Raw genomic sequence first — 15,304 nt, forward strand, 5'->3', positions numbered from 1 at the left:
GGCAGAGCGTGTTCCGAACTCTCAGACGCCGGGTCACGGCTGCGGGGCTGTCCCTCGCCACGATCCTCGCCGGCTCACTGCTGGCGACCGGAGCGGGTGCGCCGGCCCACGCCGCCGTCCCGGCGACCATCCCTCTGAAGATCACCAACAACTCGGCCCGTGGCGAGCAGCTGTACATCTACAACCTCGGCACCGAACTCTCGTCCGGACGGCAGGGCTGGGCCGACGCGGGCGGCACCTTCCACCCCTGGCCGGTGGGCGGCAACCCCCCGACTCCCGCCCCCGACGCCTCGATCCCGGGCCCGGCGGCAGGGCAGTCGGCCACCATCCGCATGCCGAAGTTCTCCGGCCGCGTGTACTTCTCCTACGGTCAGAAACTGGTCTTCAAGCTCACCACCGGGGGCCTGGTCCAACCCGCCGTGCAGAACCCGACCGACCCCAACCGGAACATCCTGTTCAACTGGTCGGAGTACACCCTCAACGACTCGGGCCTGTGGATCAACAGCACCCAGGTCGACATGTTCTCCGCCCCCTACGCGGTGGGAGTGCAGCGAGCCGACGGGAGCACCGTGAGCACCGGGCGGCTCAAGCCCGGCGGATACCACGGCTTCTTCAACGCCCTCAGGGGACAGCCCGGTGGCTGGGCCAACCTGATCCAGACCCGCCCCGACGGGACCGTGCTGCGCGCCCTGTCGCCCCTGTACGGGCTCGAGACCGGCGCGCTGCCCGCCACCGTCATGGACGACTACATCAACCGCGTCTGGCGGAAGTACTCCACCTCCACCCTGACGGTGACCCCGTTCGCCGACCGGCCCGGCATCAAGTACTACGGCCGGGTCTCCGGCGGCGTCATGAACTTCACCGACAGCGCCGGGGCGGTGGTCACCGGCTTCCAGAAGCCGGACGCCTCCTCGGTCTTCGGCTGTCACAGGAACCTCGACGCCCCGAACGACCGCATACGCGGGCCGATCTCACGCACCCTGTGCGCCGGCTTCAACCGCTCCACCCTGCTGGTCAACGCCCATCAGCCCGATGCGATTTCCGCCGACTTCTACAAGGACAACGTCACCAATCACTACGCACGCAAGATCCACGCCCAGATGGCTGACGGAAAGGCGTACGCCTTCGCCTTCGATGACGTGGGCCATCATGAGTCACTGGTGCACGACGGCAATCCGCGCCAGGCCTACCTCACGCTCGACCCACTCAACTGACGGGCCACTGAACGCCGTCGAGTGCGGGGCCTTCCGCTCTTTCATCTCCCTCGCCGCCGGCGCCGCGAACTGATCGCGGCGCCGGCGGTCCAGCCGCACTCGCCTGTGGGTCGCGTCCACCAGGACTCCGTGGGCCATGACGTGGGCTGTTCATCTCGACCGCTCGACGGCGTGGAGGGGGCGCCGAGTCGTCAACGGCTCGCGGCGGCGGTCACCGTGGCGGGATCCACGCCGGTCAGTTCGACGATGCGGTGCGGTGCCACGCCGGCGGCCAGTGCGCGTCCGATCAGACCGTCCCGCCCGTCCGTACGGTCACGGTAGGCGAGCAGTTCCTCCTCCAGCCGGGCCAGCGGCTCCGGTGCCAGCTGGTGACGGAGGCGGTTCAGCTCCTCGTCGCTCAGCGGGACGGGCAGTCGTTCCGCTCCCTCGGGCACGGCCGCCGTCTCCTCCGGCGGCAGCAGACGCAGGTGTGGCGAGGTCGGCGTGCTGCCCTGGGCGTCGAGCCAGGCGCGAACCGCGGGAGTCTCCATACAGGCGAGTTCACCGACGGCGGCCGGCGCCACACCGAGCGGCGCGGACACGTCGTCAAGCAGGAACAAGTAGGCGTCGTCGGTCATCCGCGGCTCCTTCTCAACAGGTGGCTGATCGCCATCCCATTACCCCGCCGCGCGCGGATTACCGCCGCATCACCCCGAACGGGTAGGGCCACCCGCGTGCGGGCGGTGTCACATCGCCCCAGCTCAGAAACCGGGGGCCGGGCACAGCTATCACGCCGCACGCCTGTCACCTCGCCCGGCACGCCTCAGTGCTCGGCACCGGCTGTCTCCCATCCGGCTGCCCCGCCACCCCGGGCGGTCTCCCAGGGCCGGGGGCCGGTGCCCTCCGTCCACGCCTCCAGGGTCTCCCGGTCGACGCACACGATCCCGCACTGGTCGGCGTACTCGACCGCCGGTGCTGTGAAGTCGCTCGTGCAGACGAGCACGGCGATGTCGGCCTCGTGCACGGTGAAGCACGTGCCGCCGAAACGCTGGAGGTCCTGGGAGCCGACGCGATGGGAGGGGGCGTAGTGCTTGCACTGGATGACGACCCGCCGCCCGTCGGGCGTCGCGGCCATGACATCGGCGCCCAGGTCCCCGGCGCCTCCCACGACGTCGACACCGGAGCAGCCGTCGCGTTCGCAGAGGGCGGCTATCGCCTCCTCGAACTCCTCGGGTGTGAGGGCGTCGTAGTCGACGGCGACCTCGACGGCCGCCCGCGGGCGAGGCACGGGGGGCGCCTCCAGTACATCGGCAGCCTCCCTCGCCGCCTCGTCGAGCGCTGCCGCGGCCCGGCGGGCCGCCCTCGCCAGGTGCACCCGGCGCCGTAGGCCCAGACATCCCGCGACACCCACCGCGACCAGCACGAACATCCAGGCAGGACGCCGCTCGACGGCATCCGCCACCACGCGGGCGGCGAGCCCGAGGACGCACACGACCACGGCGAGGAACAGGAAGAACAGGGCGGTCGACCGAAGATCGAACCCATACCGGCGTTTCGCGAACGGTGTACGGCGCCCAGGCATTGTCACGACATCCCCCCTCTTGGGACCAACAGCAAGATCACCCCCACCGTCTTCCCAAGATCGCCACCTTCACCGCTCACGCCGCCCTGCGTGAGGTGTCCCTGCCGGAGAGCACGGGGTCTGGTCCGGAGGCGACCAGCTGCTACCGGAAGGCGCGGACCTCACCGGGCCGCCGAACTCCGTCGTCACTCGTTCCCGAATGCGCCACCAGCAGCGTCCCGCCGTCCACTCGCTCGCCCACCCCGGATCCGGGAGCGTACGGCGCGCGAACTCTGCGTCGATGCGCTCCACCAGACGACCCAGATCCGCCCGGGCTCCACTCGGCAGGTGTCACAGGGCCACTTCCAGGGCGTCTCGGCCGTCCTCGATCTCGATGCCGGACTGTCGTAAGGGCCGGTCAGACAGCGTCCCGGCTGACGGAAAGCCCACTCGAACCGCCGGAGAGCGTGGGCAACGGCGTCCGGCCACAGATGCTCGGCCTCACACGCTGCACCGCGGCCCGGGTCCGAGCCGATACGGACGGGATCCGGCGCACCGGCATGTGCTCGTACGGCCGCCACCGCTCGGCGCGGGCAGCCTGGGACGCCTACGCGGCATCGCCCTTTCGGGTCAGAACCATGCCGACATCCTGGCACGGCCGATGTCCGGGGCAGAGGTGTGGGACACACAACGAGCCTGCGCACGCGGAAGGGGCGGCATAGGGTGTCGCGCATGGGAAACGCGCGCTCCACAGGGCCGACCGGCTTCAGGTAGCCCGCCAGGAGATACCTGGTGGTTGCCGCGACAGGAGTCCCATGGCTCGCACCGCCCGCCATCTTCCCCCTTCACCGAGCCGGAGCGCAGATGACCGCTCGTCAGGAACGCCCTGGCATTACGTGGTTCTCCACGATCTCCGGTACAGCGCACGCAGCCTCACCGATGCGGCAAGAGAGGCCAGAAGGCCCCGACCTCGCAGGATCCGGCGCACGGTGGAGATCTACTCGTTCCCTCGACACCAGCGGGACCGCTCCGTCGCCGAGTGGTCCGCAGCGCACGAACGCCGGGAGCGGCAGCGTCTGCGCACCCAAGTGGAGGCTCTGGTGAAGCTGGTGAATTCCCCCGGAGACCGACTCGCCCTCGATACCGCGGAGTCGGTGGACATCCCGCCGGCGCGTCATCGGCGCAGCTCCCTCTGGCTCGCCTAGCGAGGCCCCTCCCGTACCGGGCGGTTGAGTGGCACGTCGGGATACCTGGGCCGCAGGTGGATCCGGTCGAACTGCCCGCCGTGGTCGTCGTTCGTGGTCTTGTGGCTGTTGCCGGCGTAGGCGGCGCGGGAGCCGGACAGGGTGACGTTCTCGCTGACACTGTGCTCGGCCGGCGACACCTCGATGTCGGGGGAGGAGCCGAAGGAGGCGGAGGGAAGACGCCCTTCAGGTAGCAGGTGACGCCGGACTTGGCCTTGGCGGTGACGAGGAAGTAGCCGCCCGCCTGTGTCTGCGAGCTCAGCTTGAAGGTCAGGTACTTGGTTTCGCAGGCCCGCACGGTGTCGCCAGTGCTGTCGGCGGTGGCGGTGGCGGTCGCGGTGGTGGTGAGAGACACCGCCGCGACACCCACCTCGCACCATGGAGATCTCGATGTGGTCCGGTGAACTGCTCGGACGACCGAAGCCTGTTCCGGGATGCGTCCCGGTCGCCACAGAAGGCGGCCACTCCGGGACACCGGAACGCTGGAGCGACCGCTGACCAGCACGAATGCCGGCCGCGTGGAACGGCCGCCCGGGACGCTCCGAGTACCCCTGCCACTCGAAGTGCAACCCTCAGGTTGCGCAGGCATGCGGCATGTGCAACTGTGGAGTTGCAGAAGACGGGATCACTGAAGGAGCCCCTCATGACCGAAGACCGGATCGAACGCGAAACCCTGATCGCAGCGCCCCTGGAGCGCGTCTGGTCGCTGGTGGCCCAGCCGGGGTTCTGGGTCGCCGACAAAGCGAGCCTGCCCGGCACCGTTGCGGTGGAGGGCGAGTCGATGGTGGTGAAGAACGCCGAGCACGGCGACTTCCCGGTGCGCGTGGAGAAGGTCGAGCCGCCGACGTATCTGGCCTACCGCTGGACCAGCGCTTTCCCCGGCGAAGAGCTCCGCGAGAACAACAGCACCCTGGTGGAGTTCACGCTGACGCAGGAAGGCGACCGGACGCGGCTGCGGGTCGTCGAGAGCGGCTTCGCGGCACTGGCCGGGTCCGAGGAACTGCGCAGTCAGAACCGCAAGGACCACAGCGAAGGCTGGCCCATGGAGCTCGACGCGCTCAAGACGCGTGCCGAGCAGCCCGCCCCGTGACGGAACAAGACCCCGGCGCCGCCGACGTCGTCGACAGCGTCATCGGCGCGCTGGCCGATCCGACGCGACGCCGGCTGCTCGACGTTCTCGCCGCCCAGGGCGAGGCCACCGCCACGACGCTCGCCGGGCAACTCCCCGTCTCGCGCCAGGCGGTGGTCAAACACCTCGCCGTCCTCGACGCCGCCGGACTGGTGTCGGGCGGCCGCGTCGGACGCGAGGTGCGGTACGCGGTGCGGCCCGATGCGCTCGACACGACGGCACGGTGGATGGCGTCGCTCGCCGCGGAATGGGACCGGCGGCTGGCCCACATCAAGCGCGTCGCCGAAGCGGCGGAGCACGAAGCGAATCCCGCCCAGCCCGATTGACCGACAGAAGGACCGCACACCATGGACACGGCAGCACTGCGCGGAGCGTACGACGGGCTTCTCGACGTCGCGGCCCGCCCCGACCTCGGCGAGGCGGCCGACGACGGGTGGAACGCCGACCAGGTACTGGCCCACCTCCTCAGCGTCGACGCCTCGATCGCGGCCGTCGCCCTGGGTGTGGTCGCCGGTTCACGACCCACCTTCGACAACCGGATCAGCCTCGACCCGTGGAACCTGAACCGGATCATCGCCGAGCACGCGGACCGGGCGGACCTGATCGAGCACGTCCGCGACCAGGCCACCGTCCTGTGCGACATCGCCGACCGGCTCAGCGAGCAGGACGCCTCGGTTCCGGTGCCGTCGCTCCTGGTCTCCCACTCCGAACTGGTGCTGGACCAGCCGGTCCCCCTGGCCGGCCTCATCGACGGCCTCGCGGAGGACCACGTGCCCAGACACACGCGGCAACTCCTCGACCTTCGCGCGGGCACCGGCACGGTGCCCCCGGCCGGACTGCCCGGAACCGAGGTGCATCCGGGGCTGTGAGCGGCGGGCCCCGGTGCCCGCCCTCGGCCTCCTCCGCGGCGACCAGAGCGCCCGGCGGGGAGCCGCGTCACCGTTGTGCAGCGCGAGCTCCGCCCCTGGACGTCACCGAGGTCGAATACCACCGGCTCCGTCTGGAGCGGGTCGTCCTCGTCGGGGCATGGACCTCGGGAACGCACCGGGCGGTGCCGACCCATCCGAGGAACGCGTCACGGTCGGTCATGCCTTCATCATCGGCCTTCCGGTACGAAGGGCCACGATCCCGGCGAGCCGCACGCGGTCCCAGCGCGGCCGGACCACTCATGGCGCCCATGGCGAGCCCGCGCGTTGTCAGTGGTGGCTGGAAGGCTGGGCTCATGAACGGAGATGAGCAGCTGCTGCGCGGCCGGGTCTACGGCCATGACCACGACGACCCCGACCCGGGCCCCCGCCCGGGACAGACGTACGCCCACCTCATCGGCGGGCCGCTGGACGGACTGCTGCTGGACGTCACGGGGTGGACGCCGAACGAGATGGACTCGGGAGCCGCGCTGCCCACCGAACTCGGGCAGTTCCCCGGCGGACGCGCGCTGTACGGTCCCGGCCCGGACGAGGCGCGGCTACCGGGCCCCGGCGTGACATGCCGCTTCTACCACTGCGGGGACAGCCCCTGACCGCCCGCGACCGGGTCGACGGGCGGATGTCACCACCGGGAACCGAGTCGGCTCATCACCCCCCACCATCCTCATCACCCTCACCACATGGAAGAGACCGCATGCCATCCGCCGACGAGCTCATCGGCCGCGACACCGTACAGAGCCTCATCCAGGCCGTTCAGAGCGCCGCTCCGGACGCCGTCCTCACGTCACTGCGCGCCGCCCCGCAACAGATCGCCCCGCTGTCCCTGAGGGAGCGGGCCGACCTGCTGCGAGACGCTCTCCTGACAGACCTGCCCGGCGACTACGCGGCACTGGCCCGCACCCTTCGCTCCGCCCGGGACAACGCCCCGCACTTCTCGGGATGGCTGATCTGGCCGGTCACCAGCGCTCTCGCCACCCGCGCGGTCCAGGACGGCAGCGACCCCGCCTTCGACGATGCGATGACGCTGCTCGCAGACCTCACCGGGCGTCTCACCTCGGAGTTCGCCATCAGAACACTGCTGCGGCACGACCTGGACCGGGCCCTCGGCATCATCAACGGCTGGACGGGCTCGGCCGACGCCGACGTACGCAGGCTCGCCTCCGAGGGAACCCGTCCCTACCTGCCCTGGTCGGTGCGGGTGCCGGACATCCTGGCTCGGCCCGGAGCAACGGTCCCCCTCCTGGACGCCCTCTACCGTGACGAGAGCGACTACGTGCGCCGCTCGGTCGCCAACCACCTCAACGACCTCAGCCGCGACCACCCCGACCTCGTCATCACCACCGCCCGCCGCTGGCTGGACGATCCCGACGCGGCCACGGAACGCCTCGTGCGCCACGGACTGCGCACCCTCGTCAAACGCGGCCACCCCGAAGCGCTGGCACTGCTCGGCTTCGGCCCCGCGGCGGTGGAGGTCGACGGACCCCATCTGGACCGCCTGACCGTCCCGTTCGGCGGCGGCGTCCGCTTCACCGCATCGATCCACAACACCGGCGACGCCCAGGCGCGGCTCACGATCGACTACATCGTGCACCACCGCAAGGCCAACGGCGGCCGGACGGGCAAGACGTTCAAGCTGACCACCCGCACCCTCGCACCCGGGGAACGCGTCCAGGTAAGCCGCGAGCACTCCTTCCGGCCGATCACGACCCGCCGCTACTACCCCGGACAGCACGCCGTCTCCTTGCAGATCAACGGAGTCGAGTCAGCCCGCGCCGACTTCGAACTGACCGACGAGGACACACCCTGACACCCGACTCGCGGTGCGGGCGCATACCCCACAGCACCGCCCCGGGGGCACCGGGCGACCAGCTGATAATCTGCGATCTTCGCCGATCGTCCGGACGGAGTCCCCCAGCAGGTCGCCATGTCTCGCCACCGGCAGCAGCTCATGACAGCGCTTGACGCCCTGGACCGCGCCTTCGCCTCCGAAGAGCCCTTCTCCGTCGCCGGGTGCACGTACTGCTACGGCGCCCAGGACCTGACCGCACTCTCCGGACCGCTCGACCTCATCGCCGAGGATCTGGTGTCCGCCGTCGCGGGCGAAGCGCCAAACCACTGGGACGACTTCCCCCGTCTCTACCGCCGTCTCACGCCACGCATCAGCCGTTCCGCCGTCACCGGCCGGCTCCATGTCGACGAAAACCTCATCGCCTCGCTGCTGGTCGCAGCGGACTGGACCACCTGGGACGCGCCCCTGAGCAGGGCCCTCCGCGACGTCTGGTCCGCATGGTGGCAGGCCACGCTGCACACCCACCCCGGCCCCGTCCCCATCAGGAAGGTCCTCAGCCTCCTCACCGTCGCCACCGGCAGCCTGCGCGCCTGGCTGGACCTGTGGACCACCACCCGCACCCCGGCCGCCGACGCGCAACTGGCCGACCTCATCGACGACGTGCTGGTCGAGTTCGAGATCACCGACCTGCACATGGGCTTCTACGACGAGTACCACGCCACCCCGGAACTGCTGGACTGGCTCCTCACCGACGGACGCCACCGCGCCGACGACGTACGTCTCGACGAGCCCTACCTCCTCGAACACCACCGGGACCGGTCGGCGTTGCCCGAGTCGCCCTGATCACGACGCACAGCGAAGGTCGCGGTCCTCCCTACGCGAAGAAAGGTGACCCAGGCTGATAGGGGACGTGGATCGCGGGTACCTGCGTCGGCATGGCCTCGGAAAACGATCACGCTGAATCCGTACGAGCCCTGCGGCAGCTGCGCAGGATGCGCACCTTCTACGCCGGGGGCGCCGTCTTGTGGGCCGCCACGGCAGCTTCGGCGGGGTGGGACAACCCCGGAAGCCGGCAGATGTGGGTCTCGGTGGTGTTGCTGGTGGTCTTCACCGCCCTGCTGGCCATGACGTCGCTGTGGCTGTCGCGTCGGCAGGCTCACCGGCCGGATGAGCCGGTGCACCATGCCGCTCCGCGGAGGGCGACCTGGCGTCGCCATGCCAACGCCTGACCATGGGCACCCGGCCCTCACCTACGGGTTCTTGGCGTCGCCCGCCACGGGTGCCGACCGCGAGCCGTGCTCTTCTTCCGAGCCCGGCTTGAGGTCGCCCCGGCGGTCGCGACGGAGTTCCTCGTAACGCTGCACGTAGGCGTCGAGTGCCTGGGGGACCGTGCAGCCCCACGTCTCGCGGATCGTCGCGATCGCGGTGATGCTCCGGTGCGCCAGGATGTCGTGGTCCACACTCGCGGGCAGTTGGTCCATGGCGCGAGGCTACCGGGACGAGGAGATCAGTCTCCGCCGAACGGCCAACGTCCGTGCACAGGACGGCCGTTCGCGACGCCTCGGCGGACCTGACCCTGTCGCGCCCGCCCTGCTCGACCGGCAGGGCGGGCGCTGTCGTGTCCGGTCAGCCGACGGAGGGTCGGCGGTCGGCCCGGGGGAGTGCCCGCTCGATCACTTGGGCCACCTGGAGCAGAAGCTCCTCGCGCCAGGGCGCGGCGACGATCTGGACCCCGACGGGGAGGCCGGTGGCGGGGTCGTGGTGGACGGGGAGGGAGATCGCCGGTTGGCCCGTGACGTTGAACAGCGACGTGAACACCCCCATGGGGTAGCTGTTCCTCAGGGCCGCCGACGGATCCTCCTCGGTGCCGGCCCGCCAGGCGCCGATCGGCGGCGGAAGGCACACCATCGTGGGAGTGACCAGGAGGTCGAAGCCGGCGAGGAAGCCCTCGACGACGCGCCGCGACAACCGCTGAGTCCTCAGCACCGCTTCCGCGTAGGCCCAGGAGTCGATCGAGCGCGCCGCGTCACGCAGAGCGCGGTTGTGTGGCTCGACACGGTCCGGATCCGCCAGCGGGATCCCCGCGCCGCCGAGGTTCCACAGCGTGGTGAACGCCCCCACCAGTTCGTCCGTCGAGGGCGGTGGAAGACGGGTGTCGACGATGCGTTCGAGCAGGGCAGGGCGCCGAATGGAGCCGGGCTGCGGAAGCGGCGGTACCGATCACCGCGGCCAGGCGGCTGCCTGAGCGGACGCGCCCGCGCCGCCTCCGGCCGGACGGCCCCCCGGAAAACGCCAAAGGCAAGGAGAGAGATCTCCTTGCCTCTCCCAAGGTATAGCGCACCGGGGGGCTTGCGGCAAGGGCCTGGTCAGGGCGCAGAATCATCGGCCGAGGCCACAACCTGCGGAAACGGGGACATGAGGTGCGTGTGTTGCATAGAAGGACCTGCTCGACCAGCGGTTCGGCGGCGCTGGAGGCGCTGCTGGTCCGAACTGTGGGTGCGGGACGACGGAGCACGGCCGCCTCGGAGGTGTCGCGATGACCGAGCAACTCGTGCGGGACCTCCGGCAGGTCGACGAGACACAGGTCGCGACCGTCGGCGGCAAGGGCGCGCACCTGGGCACGCTGTCGCGGATCGAAGGCGTCAGCGTGCCGGGCGGGTTCTGTGTGACGACGGACGCCTTCCGGCGGATCGTGGCGGAAGCACCGCCGATCGGGGACCGACTCGATCAACTGGCGCGTCTGGACCCGGACGACCGGGAGGCGATCCGAAGCCTCAGCGCGCAGATCCGCAGCACCATCGAAGGGATCACCGTCCCGGGCGATCTCGCGGCGGCGATCACCCGCCCTCTCGGTCGGCTCGGCGAACAGGCCGCCTACGCCGTCCGGTCCAGCGCGACGGCGGAGGACCTGCCGACGGCGTCCTTCGCCGGCCAACAGGACACGTATCTGAACGTCGTGGGGCCGGAGGCGATCCTCCGGCATGTCAGCCGCTGCTGGGCCTCACTCTTCACCGAGCGGGCCGTGACCTACCGCCGACGCAACGGCATCGATCACCGCACGGTCCACATGGCCGTGGTCGTGCAGCAGATGGTGTTCTCCGAGGCGGCCGGCATCCTGTTCACGGCCGATCCGGTCACGGGCAACCGGAAGGTCGCCACCGTCGACGCCGGCTTCGGGCTGGGCGAGGCCCTGGTCTCCGGCCTGGTCAACCCGGATGTCTTCAAGGTGCGAGACGGCCGGATCGTCGCCAGGGCGATCGCCGCCAAGGAGCGTGCCGTGCACGCCCTGCCGGCCGGCGGCACGCAGACGAGGGCGGTCGACGCGCGGCAACAGGAGCAGCCGGCGCTGACCGACGCACAGGTCGTGCGGCTGGTGGAGCTCGGGCGCCGGATCGAGGCGCACTTCGGCAGCCCGCAGGACATCGAATGGTGCCTGGCCGGTGACGGCTTCCAGATCGTGCAGAGCCGGCCGATCACGACGCTGTTCCCCATTCCCGAGACCGACGACCAGGAGAATCACGTCTACGTCTCCGTCGGCCATCAGCAGATGATGACCGACCCCATGAAGCCCCTGGGGCTCTCCCTGTGGAAGCTGACGGCCATGGCGCCGATGCGCGACGCCGGCGGGAGGCTCTTCGTCGACGCCACCCGCGCGCTGTCCTCGCCCGCGAGCCGCGCGAACCTCATGGACCTGGTGGGGAGGTCAGACCCGTTGACCAGGGACGCCCTGGAGACGGTCCTCGACCGGGACGGCTTCGTCTCCTCACTCCCGGACCCGGAGCCCGGCGACCGCCCGGCCGGCGGCGCGCCCGCGCCGATCGAGACCGACCCGGCCGTCGTCACCCGGCTGATCGAGCGCAGCGAGAAGTCCGTCGCCGCCCTGCGGCGCGACATCGCCGCGAAGAGCGGACCGGCGCTGTTCGACTTCCTGCTGGAGGCCTTCGAGGAGCACAAGCGGGTCCTCACCGATCCGCTGAGCTTCCAGGCGATCATGGCCGGGATGGAGTCCACGTGGTGGCTCAACGACACGCTGCACGAGTGGCTGGGCGAGAAGAACGCGGCCGACACCCTCACGCTGTCCGCCCCCGACAACATCACCTCGGAGATGGGACTGGAACTGCTCGACGTCGCGGACGTGATCCGTCCCCACCCGGAGGTGGTGGCGTTCCTGCAGACCGTCGAGGACGACGGCTTCCTCGACGAACTGGCCAAGGTTCCGGGTGGGCCCGAAGCACGCGAAGCCATCGAGGCCTACCTCGACCGGTACGGCATGCGCTGTGCCGGAGAGATCGACATCACGAGGCCCCGCTGGCGCGAACGCCCCGGCACGCTCGTGCCGGCGATCCTCGACAACGTCAGAAACTTCGATCCGGGCGCGGCCGGGCGACGCTTCGAGGAAGGCCGGCAGAAGGCGCTCAAGAAGGAACAGGACGTGCTGACCCGCCTGCGTGCCCTGCCCGACGGGGAGAGCAAAGCGGACGAGGCCAAGAAGATGATCGACCGGGTCCGGACCTTCATCGGATACCGGGAGTACCCCAAGTACGGCATCATCAGCCGCTACTTCGTCTACAAGCAGGCCTTGATGGCGGAGGCCGAGCGCCTCGTGCAGGCCGGCGTGCTCCGTGAGGAGGAGGACATCTTCTACCTCACGTTCCAGGAGTTCCACGACGTCGTGCGTGCGAAGCGGGTGGACGACCGGCTCATCCCGCAGCGCAAGGAGGCGTTCCGGTCGTACCACGCGCTCACACCGCCGCGCGTCCTCACCTCGGAGGGCGAGACCGTCAACGGCGCCTACCGACGCGATGACGTGCCGGCCGGTGCCCTGGTCGGCCTGCCGGTCTCCGGCGGGACCATCGAAGGGCGGGCCCGCGTCATCCTGGACATGGCGCAAGCCGATCTCGAGCCGGGCGACATCCTGGTCACGGCCTACACGGACCCCAGTTGGTCACCCCTCTTCGTCGGCATCGCGGGCCTGGTGACGGAGGTGGGCGGCCTGATGACCCACGGCGCGGTGATCGCCCGGGAGTACGGCTTGCCGGCCGTCGTAGGCGTGGAGCGGGCCACCCGCTTGATCCAGGACGGCCAGCGGATCCGCGTCCACGGAACCGACGGGTACGTCGAGATCCTGCCTTGACCGATTTCGCCGGGAAGTCGCTTCCGTAGCCCTTCCTCCCGTATGTGACCAGAAGCTGCGGGGCGCAGCGACTTCCTTCTGCCGACGACCGGATCTCGCGAAGAGTCCAGCCGGTCGTCGCACGGTCCGCGGTCCGTCGCCGAGCGGCAGAGCATCGGCTCCCTGTGGCTCGAGCGCCGCCCGCCAGCTCATCGGGGGGCCGGGCGGCGACCCGGCCCGCGGCCCCCGTGGCGTCTCCGCCCGGGGCCGGCGGCACGCGGTTCAGGTGCTCAGGGCCTGCTCGGTGGTGTCGTGGCAGGGGATGAGGGTGTCGACGCCGACCAGCTGCAGCACCCGCAGGACGGAGTGCTGGGCGCCGACGATCCGCATCCACCCGTTTGCGCCGCTCACCTGCTGGTGGGCGGTGACGAAGACGTTGATGCCGCTGGAGTCCATGAATGTCACGCCGCTGAGATCCGCGACGATCCGCGGTGGCACCGCCCCGTCGTCGATGAGCAGGGCTGCGCTGAGCACGTCCTGGACGTCGTGGTCGATCTCGCCCCGCAGCGTCACGACACGGATGTCTCCCGCCATGCGGTGTTCGGCATGGAGCCGGCCCGGCCGGTCCGCTTCCTCGATGTGGGTCACCGTCTCCTCAAATGTGCTTAGGCTTGCCCGGTCAGAAACGTGCGCGGATGATTCTGCCTCACCGTCCCGGCCCGATGCACCTGAGCGGCTGTGCCGAACAACACCTTTGCGGCATGCGGGGTGGCGAAACGGGGTACCGGCGCGCGTGAACGGGGAGTGAGGGCGAGGCCAGTGGGATCTGATGTCGACGGTGACGGCTGCACGGCGCCGCAGGAGTACCTGATGCGTGCCGCGTACGCGCTGGGGGGAGACGACAGCTGCATCGCGGACGCCCGCCATCACGCCGTCGCCTTCCTCGACCGGGCGAGTGACGACCGTCACCTGGCCGTCTCCGCCCGAGCGAGGGATCTCACCCAGCTGGTCGTCAGCGAGCTGGTCACCAACACGCGGAAGTACGCTCCGGGGCCCGTGCTGCTGGAACTGCGCGTCACCGCCCGCAGTGTGGAAGTCATCGTCTGGGACAGCGACCCGACGGTCCCCACGGCCCGGGCCGCCGACCCCAGCAGGATCGGCCAGCACGGTTTGGAGATCGTGAAGGCCGTGGTCGAGGACTTCGAGATACAGCGCGAGCCGGTGGGCAAGCGCATCACCGCCCGCATCGCTCTCTCCGACAGCCCCGGTGGCGCCCTGCGCGGCGAGGTGGCGGCAGACCGCGACGGGGCGGCCTAGCCGGGCGGTGCGACCAGCCGGTTCCGTCACCTCCCGAGCCGCCGGCCCCCGAGCAGCGACAGGCGACCTCGACGGAGGTCGTGTCTCCGCAGAGGCGAGTCGCCCGCGTCCGGGCGGACCGACCGTTCCCGAGGGGCAGGCCCGGGCGGGCCCTGCACGCCCTACGCCGACCGCCCTGGAGGACCGCCTGACGCGGAATCCGGGGGTCAGCCCGACTCGTCACCTGTCAGGATGGTGATTGCAGGGGACGGCTGATGTGCGAGGCTGGTTCCGCGTGGACCCATACGGACGAGAAAGGTGACCGCCATGAGCGATGTCGAGGAAAGGGCGCTGCTGGCCGGCGGCTGCTTCTGGGGCATGCAGGAGCTGATCAGGTCGCTTCCCGGGGTGATCCGCACCCGGGTCGGCTACAGCGGCGACGACGGCAAGCCCCACCCCACCTACCGTGACCACGGAAAGCACGCGGAGTCGATCGAGATCGTGTTCGATCCGACCGCCAGCGACTATCGCTCGATCCTGGAGTACTTCTTCCAGATTCACGACCCGACCACGAGGAACCGGCAGGGCAACGACATCGGCCTGAGCTACCGCTCCGCCATCTTCTACCTCGACGACGAGCAGCGGCGCGTCGCGCAGGACACCATCGCCGATGTCGAGGCGTCCGGACTGTGGCCGGGTCCCGTGGTGACCGAGGTCGTGCCGGCCGGCGCGTTCTGGGAGGCCGAGCCGGAGCACCAGGACTACCTTCAGCGGTATCCGGAGGGCTACACCTGTCACTTCCCGCGCCCGAACTGGCGGTTGCCCAGGCGCGGCTAGGCCCCTTCTGATGGATCTCCGCGGCGTCGCGACGCCCGGCACGCTCCCCCGTTCTCGGCTTCGCTCGAACGGGAGGGGCCCCCACCGCCGCACCGAACGCCGCTCCTTCTCCCGCGGAGATCCATCAGAAGGGGCCTAGTCCGGAGCGTCGACGTGGCCGGGAAGGGCGACGTCCTTCCCGGCCACGTGTGGTTTTCGCCCCCTTCGAAGCGCACG

Annotated in this window: 18 protein-coding genes; 12 read left to right on the plus strand and 6 right to left on the minus strand. The window is 70.2% G+C overall.

Annotation, left to right across the window (positions count from 1 at the left end; genetic code table 11):
• Positions 1-8 precede the first annotated feature (8 nt).
• A complete protein-coding gene (locus tag QNO09_RS14830; protein WP_283970636.1) occupies positions 9-1,214 on the plus strand; it encodes a glycoside hydrolase family 64 protein in 1,206 nt (401 codons plus the stop codon).
• 191 nt (positions 1,215-1,405) lie between these two features.
• Here QNO09_RS14830 and QNO09_RS14835 read toward each other — a convergent pair whose 3' ends face one another.
• Together QNO09_RS14835 and QNO09_RS14840 are read right to left on the minus strand one after the other, a co-directional pair.
• Complete coding sequence (locus tag QNO09_RS14835) at positions 1,406-1,831, minus strand: DUF6003 family protein (RefSeq protein ID WP_283970637.1); 426 nt, start codon at positions 1,829-1,831, stop codon at positions 1,406-1,408.
• A 185-nt stretch (positions 1,832-2,016) separates the two neighbouring features.
• Positions 2,017-2,781, minus strand: coding sequence for a restriction endonuclease (locus QNO09_RS14840; RefSeq protein WP_283970638.1), 765 nt, complete (start codon positions 2,779-2,781; stop codon positions 2,017-2,019).
• Between the two features lie 962 nt (positions 2,782-3,743).
• Between QNO09_RS14840 and QNO09_RS14845 the strand changes: the two genes are divergently transcribed.
• Entirely contained in the window at positions 3,744-3,959 is a 216-nt protein-coding gene (locus tag QNO09_RS14845) for a hypothetical protein (RefSeq protein WP_283970639.1), read from the plus strand.
• Here the strand turns inward: QNO09_RS14845 and QNO09_RS14850 are convergent.
• Positions 3,956-4,138, minus strand: coding sequence for a hypothetical protein (locus QNO09_RS14850; protein WP_283970640.1), 183 nt, complete (start codon positions 4,136-4,138; stop codon positions 3,956-3,958). The genes QNO09_RS14845 and QNO09_RS14850 overlap by 4 nt on opposite strands.
• A gap of 503 nt (positions 4,139-4,641) precedes the next feature.
• Between QNO09_RS14850 and QNO09_RS14855 the strand changes: the two genes are divergently transcribed.
• The 7 genes from QNO09_RS14855 (at position 4,642) to QNO09_RS14885 (ending at position 9,071) form a co-directional block, all read left to right on the plus strand.
• Positions 4,642-5,088 (plus strand): SRPBCC domain-containing protein, encoded by a 447-nt coding sequence (locus tag QNO09_RS14855; protein ID WP_283970641.1) that lies wholly within the window; start codon positions 4,642-4,644, stop codon positions 5,086-5,088.
• On the plus strand, positions 5,085-5,453 hold the full coding sequence (locus QNO09_RS14860; protein WP_283970642.1) for an ArsR/SmtB family transcription factor: 369 nt from the start codon (positions 5,085-5,087) through the stop codon (positions 5,451-5,453). Before QNO09_RS14855 ends, QNO09_RS14860 begins: the two co-directional genes overlap by 4 nt.
• 21 nt (positions 5,454-5,474) lie before the next feature.
• Complete coding sequence (locus tag QNO09_RS14865) at positions 5,475-5,996, plus strand: hypothetical protein (protein WP_283970643.1); 522 nt, start codon at positions 5,475-5,477, stop codon at positions 5,994-5,996.
• A 353-nt stretch (positions 5,997-6,349) separates the two neighbouring features.
• Entirely contained in the window at positions 6,350-6,646 is a 297-nt protein-coding gene (locus tag QNO09_RS14870; protein ID WP_283970644.1) for a hypothetical protein, read from the plus strand.
• A 101-nt stretch (positions 6,647-6,747) separates the two neighbouring features.
• Positions 6,748-7,860 (plus strand): DNA alkylation repair protein, encoded by a 1,113-nt coding sequence (locus tag QNO09_RS14875; protein ID WP_283970645.1) that lies wholly within the window; start codon positions 6,748-6,750, stop codon positions 7,858-7,860.
• Positions 7,861-7,977: 117 nt separating this feature from the next.
• The gene (locus QNO09_RS14880) at positions 7,978-8,685 is read left to right on the plus strand and encodes a hypothetical protein (RefSeq protein WP_283970646.1); all 708 of its coding nucleotides are present in this window, start codon (positions 7,978-7,980) and stop codon (positions 8,683-8,685) included.
• A 92-nt stretch (positions 8,686-8,777) separates the two neighbouring features.
• Positions 8,778-9,071, plus strand: coding sequence for a hypothetical protein (locus tag QNO09_RS14885; protein WP_283970647.1), 294 nt, complete (start codon positions 8,778-8,780; stop codon positions 9,069-9,071).
• A gap of 21 nt (positions 9,072-9,092) precedes the next feature.
• Here QNO09_RS14885 and QNO09_RS14890 read toward each other — a convergent pair whose 3' ends face one another.
• Both QNO09_RS14890 and QNO09_RS14895 read right to left on the minus strand, forming a co-directional pair.
• A complete protein-coding gene (locus tag QNO09_RS14890; protein ID WP_283970648.1) occupies positions 9,093-9,323 on the minus strand; it encodes a hypothetical protein in 231 nt (76 codons plus the stop codon).
• A gap of 145 nt (positions 9,324-9,468) precedes the next feature.
• Complete coding sequence (locus QNO09_RS14895; RefSeq protein ID WP_283970649.1) at positions 9,469-9,963, minus strand: amidase family protein; 495 nt, start codon at positions 9,961-9,963, stop codon at positions 9,469-9,471.
• Positions 9,964-10,378: 415 nt separating this feature from the next.
• Here QNO09_RS14895 and rph point away from each other — a divergent pair, with 415 nt between their 5' ends.
• Positions 10,379-12,976, plus strand: coding sequence for a rifamycin-inactivating phosphotransferase (gene rph / locus QNO09_RS14900; RefSeq protein WP_283970650.1), 2,598 nt, complete (start codon positions 10,379-10,381; stop codon positions 12,974-12,976).
• A gap of 261 nt (positions 12,977-13,237) precedes the next feature.
• Here the strand turns inward: rph and QNO09_RS14905 are convergent, their stop codons facing one another.
• A complete protein-coding gene (locus QNO09_RS14905; RefSeq protein WP_283970651.1) occupies positions 13,238-13,603 on the minus strand; it encodes an STAS domain-containing protein in 366 nt (121 codons plus the stop codon).
• Between the two features lie 171 nt (positions 13,604-13,774).
• On the opposite strand from QNO09_RS14905, the gene QNO09_RS14910 reads away from it, so the two are divergent.
• Both QNO09_RS14910 and msrA read left to right on the plus strand, forming a co-directional pair.
• Positions 13,775-14,272, plus strand: a complete 498-nt coding sequence (locus QNO09_RS14910) for an ATP-binding protein (protein WP_283970652.1) — start codon at positions 13,775-13,777, stop codon at positions 14,270-14,272.
• Positions 14,273-14,578: 306 nt separating this feature from the next.
• The gene (gene msrA / locus QNO09_RS14915) at positions 14,579-15,088 is read left to right on the plus strand and encodes a peptide-methionine (S)-S-oxide reductase MsrA (RefSeq protein ID WP_283970653.1); all 510 of its coding nucleotides are present in this window, start codon (positions 14,579-14,581) and stop codon (positions 15,086-15,088) included.
• Positions 15,089-15,304: the final 216 nt, after the last annotated feature.

Source organism: Streptomyces sp. 378, from assembly GCF_030124145.1.
Taxonomy (GTDB): Bacteria; Actinomycetota; Actinomycetes; order Streptomycetales; family Streptomycetaceae; genus Streptomyces.

Bases quoted from the DNA above. Each gene is read 5' to 3' on its own strand.
- QNO09_RS14835 (WP_283970637.1), bottom strand. From the start codon at position 1,831: ATGACCGACGACGCCTACTTGTTCCTGCTTGACGACGTGTCCGCGCCG.
- QNO09_RS14855 (WP_283970641.1), top strand. From the start codon at position 4,642: ATGACCGAAGACCGGATCGAACGCGAAACCCTGATCGCAGCGCCCCTG.
- QNO09_RS14865 (WP_283970643.1), top strand. From the start codon at position 5,475: ATGGACACGGCAGCACTGCGCGGAGCGTACGACGGGCTTCTCGACGTC.
- QNO09_RS14870 (WP_283970644.1), top strand. From the start codon at position 6,350: ATGAACGGAGATGAGCAGCTGCTGCGCGGCCGGGTCTACGGCCATGAC.
- QNO09_RS14875 (WP_283970645.1), top strand. From the start codon at position 6,748: ATGCCATCCGCCGACGAGCTCATCGGCCGCGACACCGTACAGAGCCTC.
- QNO09_RS14880 (WP_283970646.1), top strand. From the start codon at position 7,978: ATGTCTCGCCACCGGCAGCAGCTCATGACAGCGCTTGACGCCCTGGAC.
- QNO09_RS14885 (WP_283970647.1), top strand. From the start codon at position 8,778: ATGGCCTCGGAAAACGATCACGCTGAATCCGTACGAGCCCTGCGGCAG.
- QNO09_RS14890 (WP_283970648.1), bottom strand. From the start codon at position 9,323: ATGGACCAACTGCCCGCGAGTGTGGACCACGACATCCTGGCGCACCGG.
- rph (WP_283970650.1), top strand. From the start codon at position 10,379: ATGACCGAGCAACTCGTGCGGGACCTCCGGCAGGTCGACGAGACACAG.
- msrA (WP_283970653.1), top strand. From the start codon at position 14,579: ATGAGCGATGTCGAGGAAAGGGCGCTGCTGGCCGGCGGCTGCTTCTGG.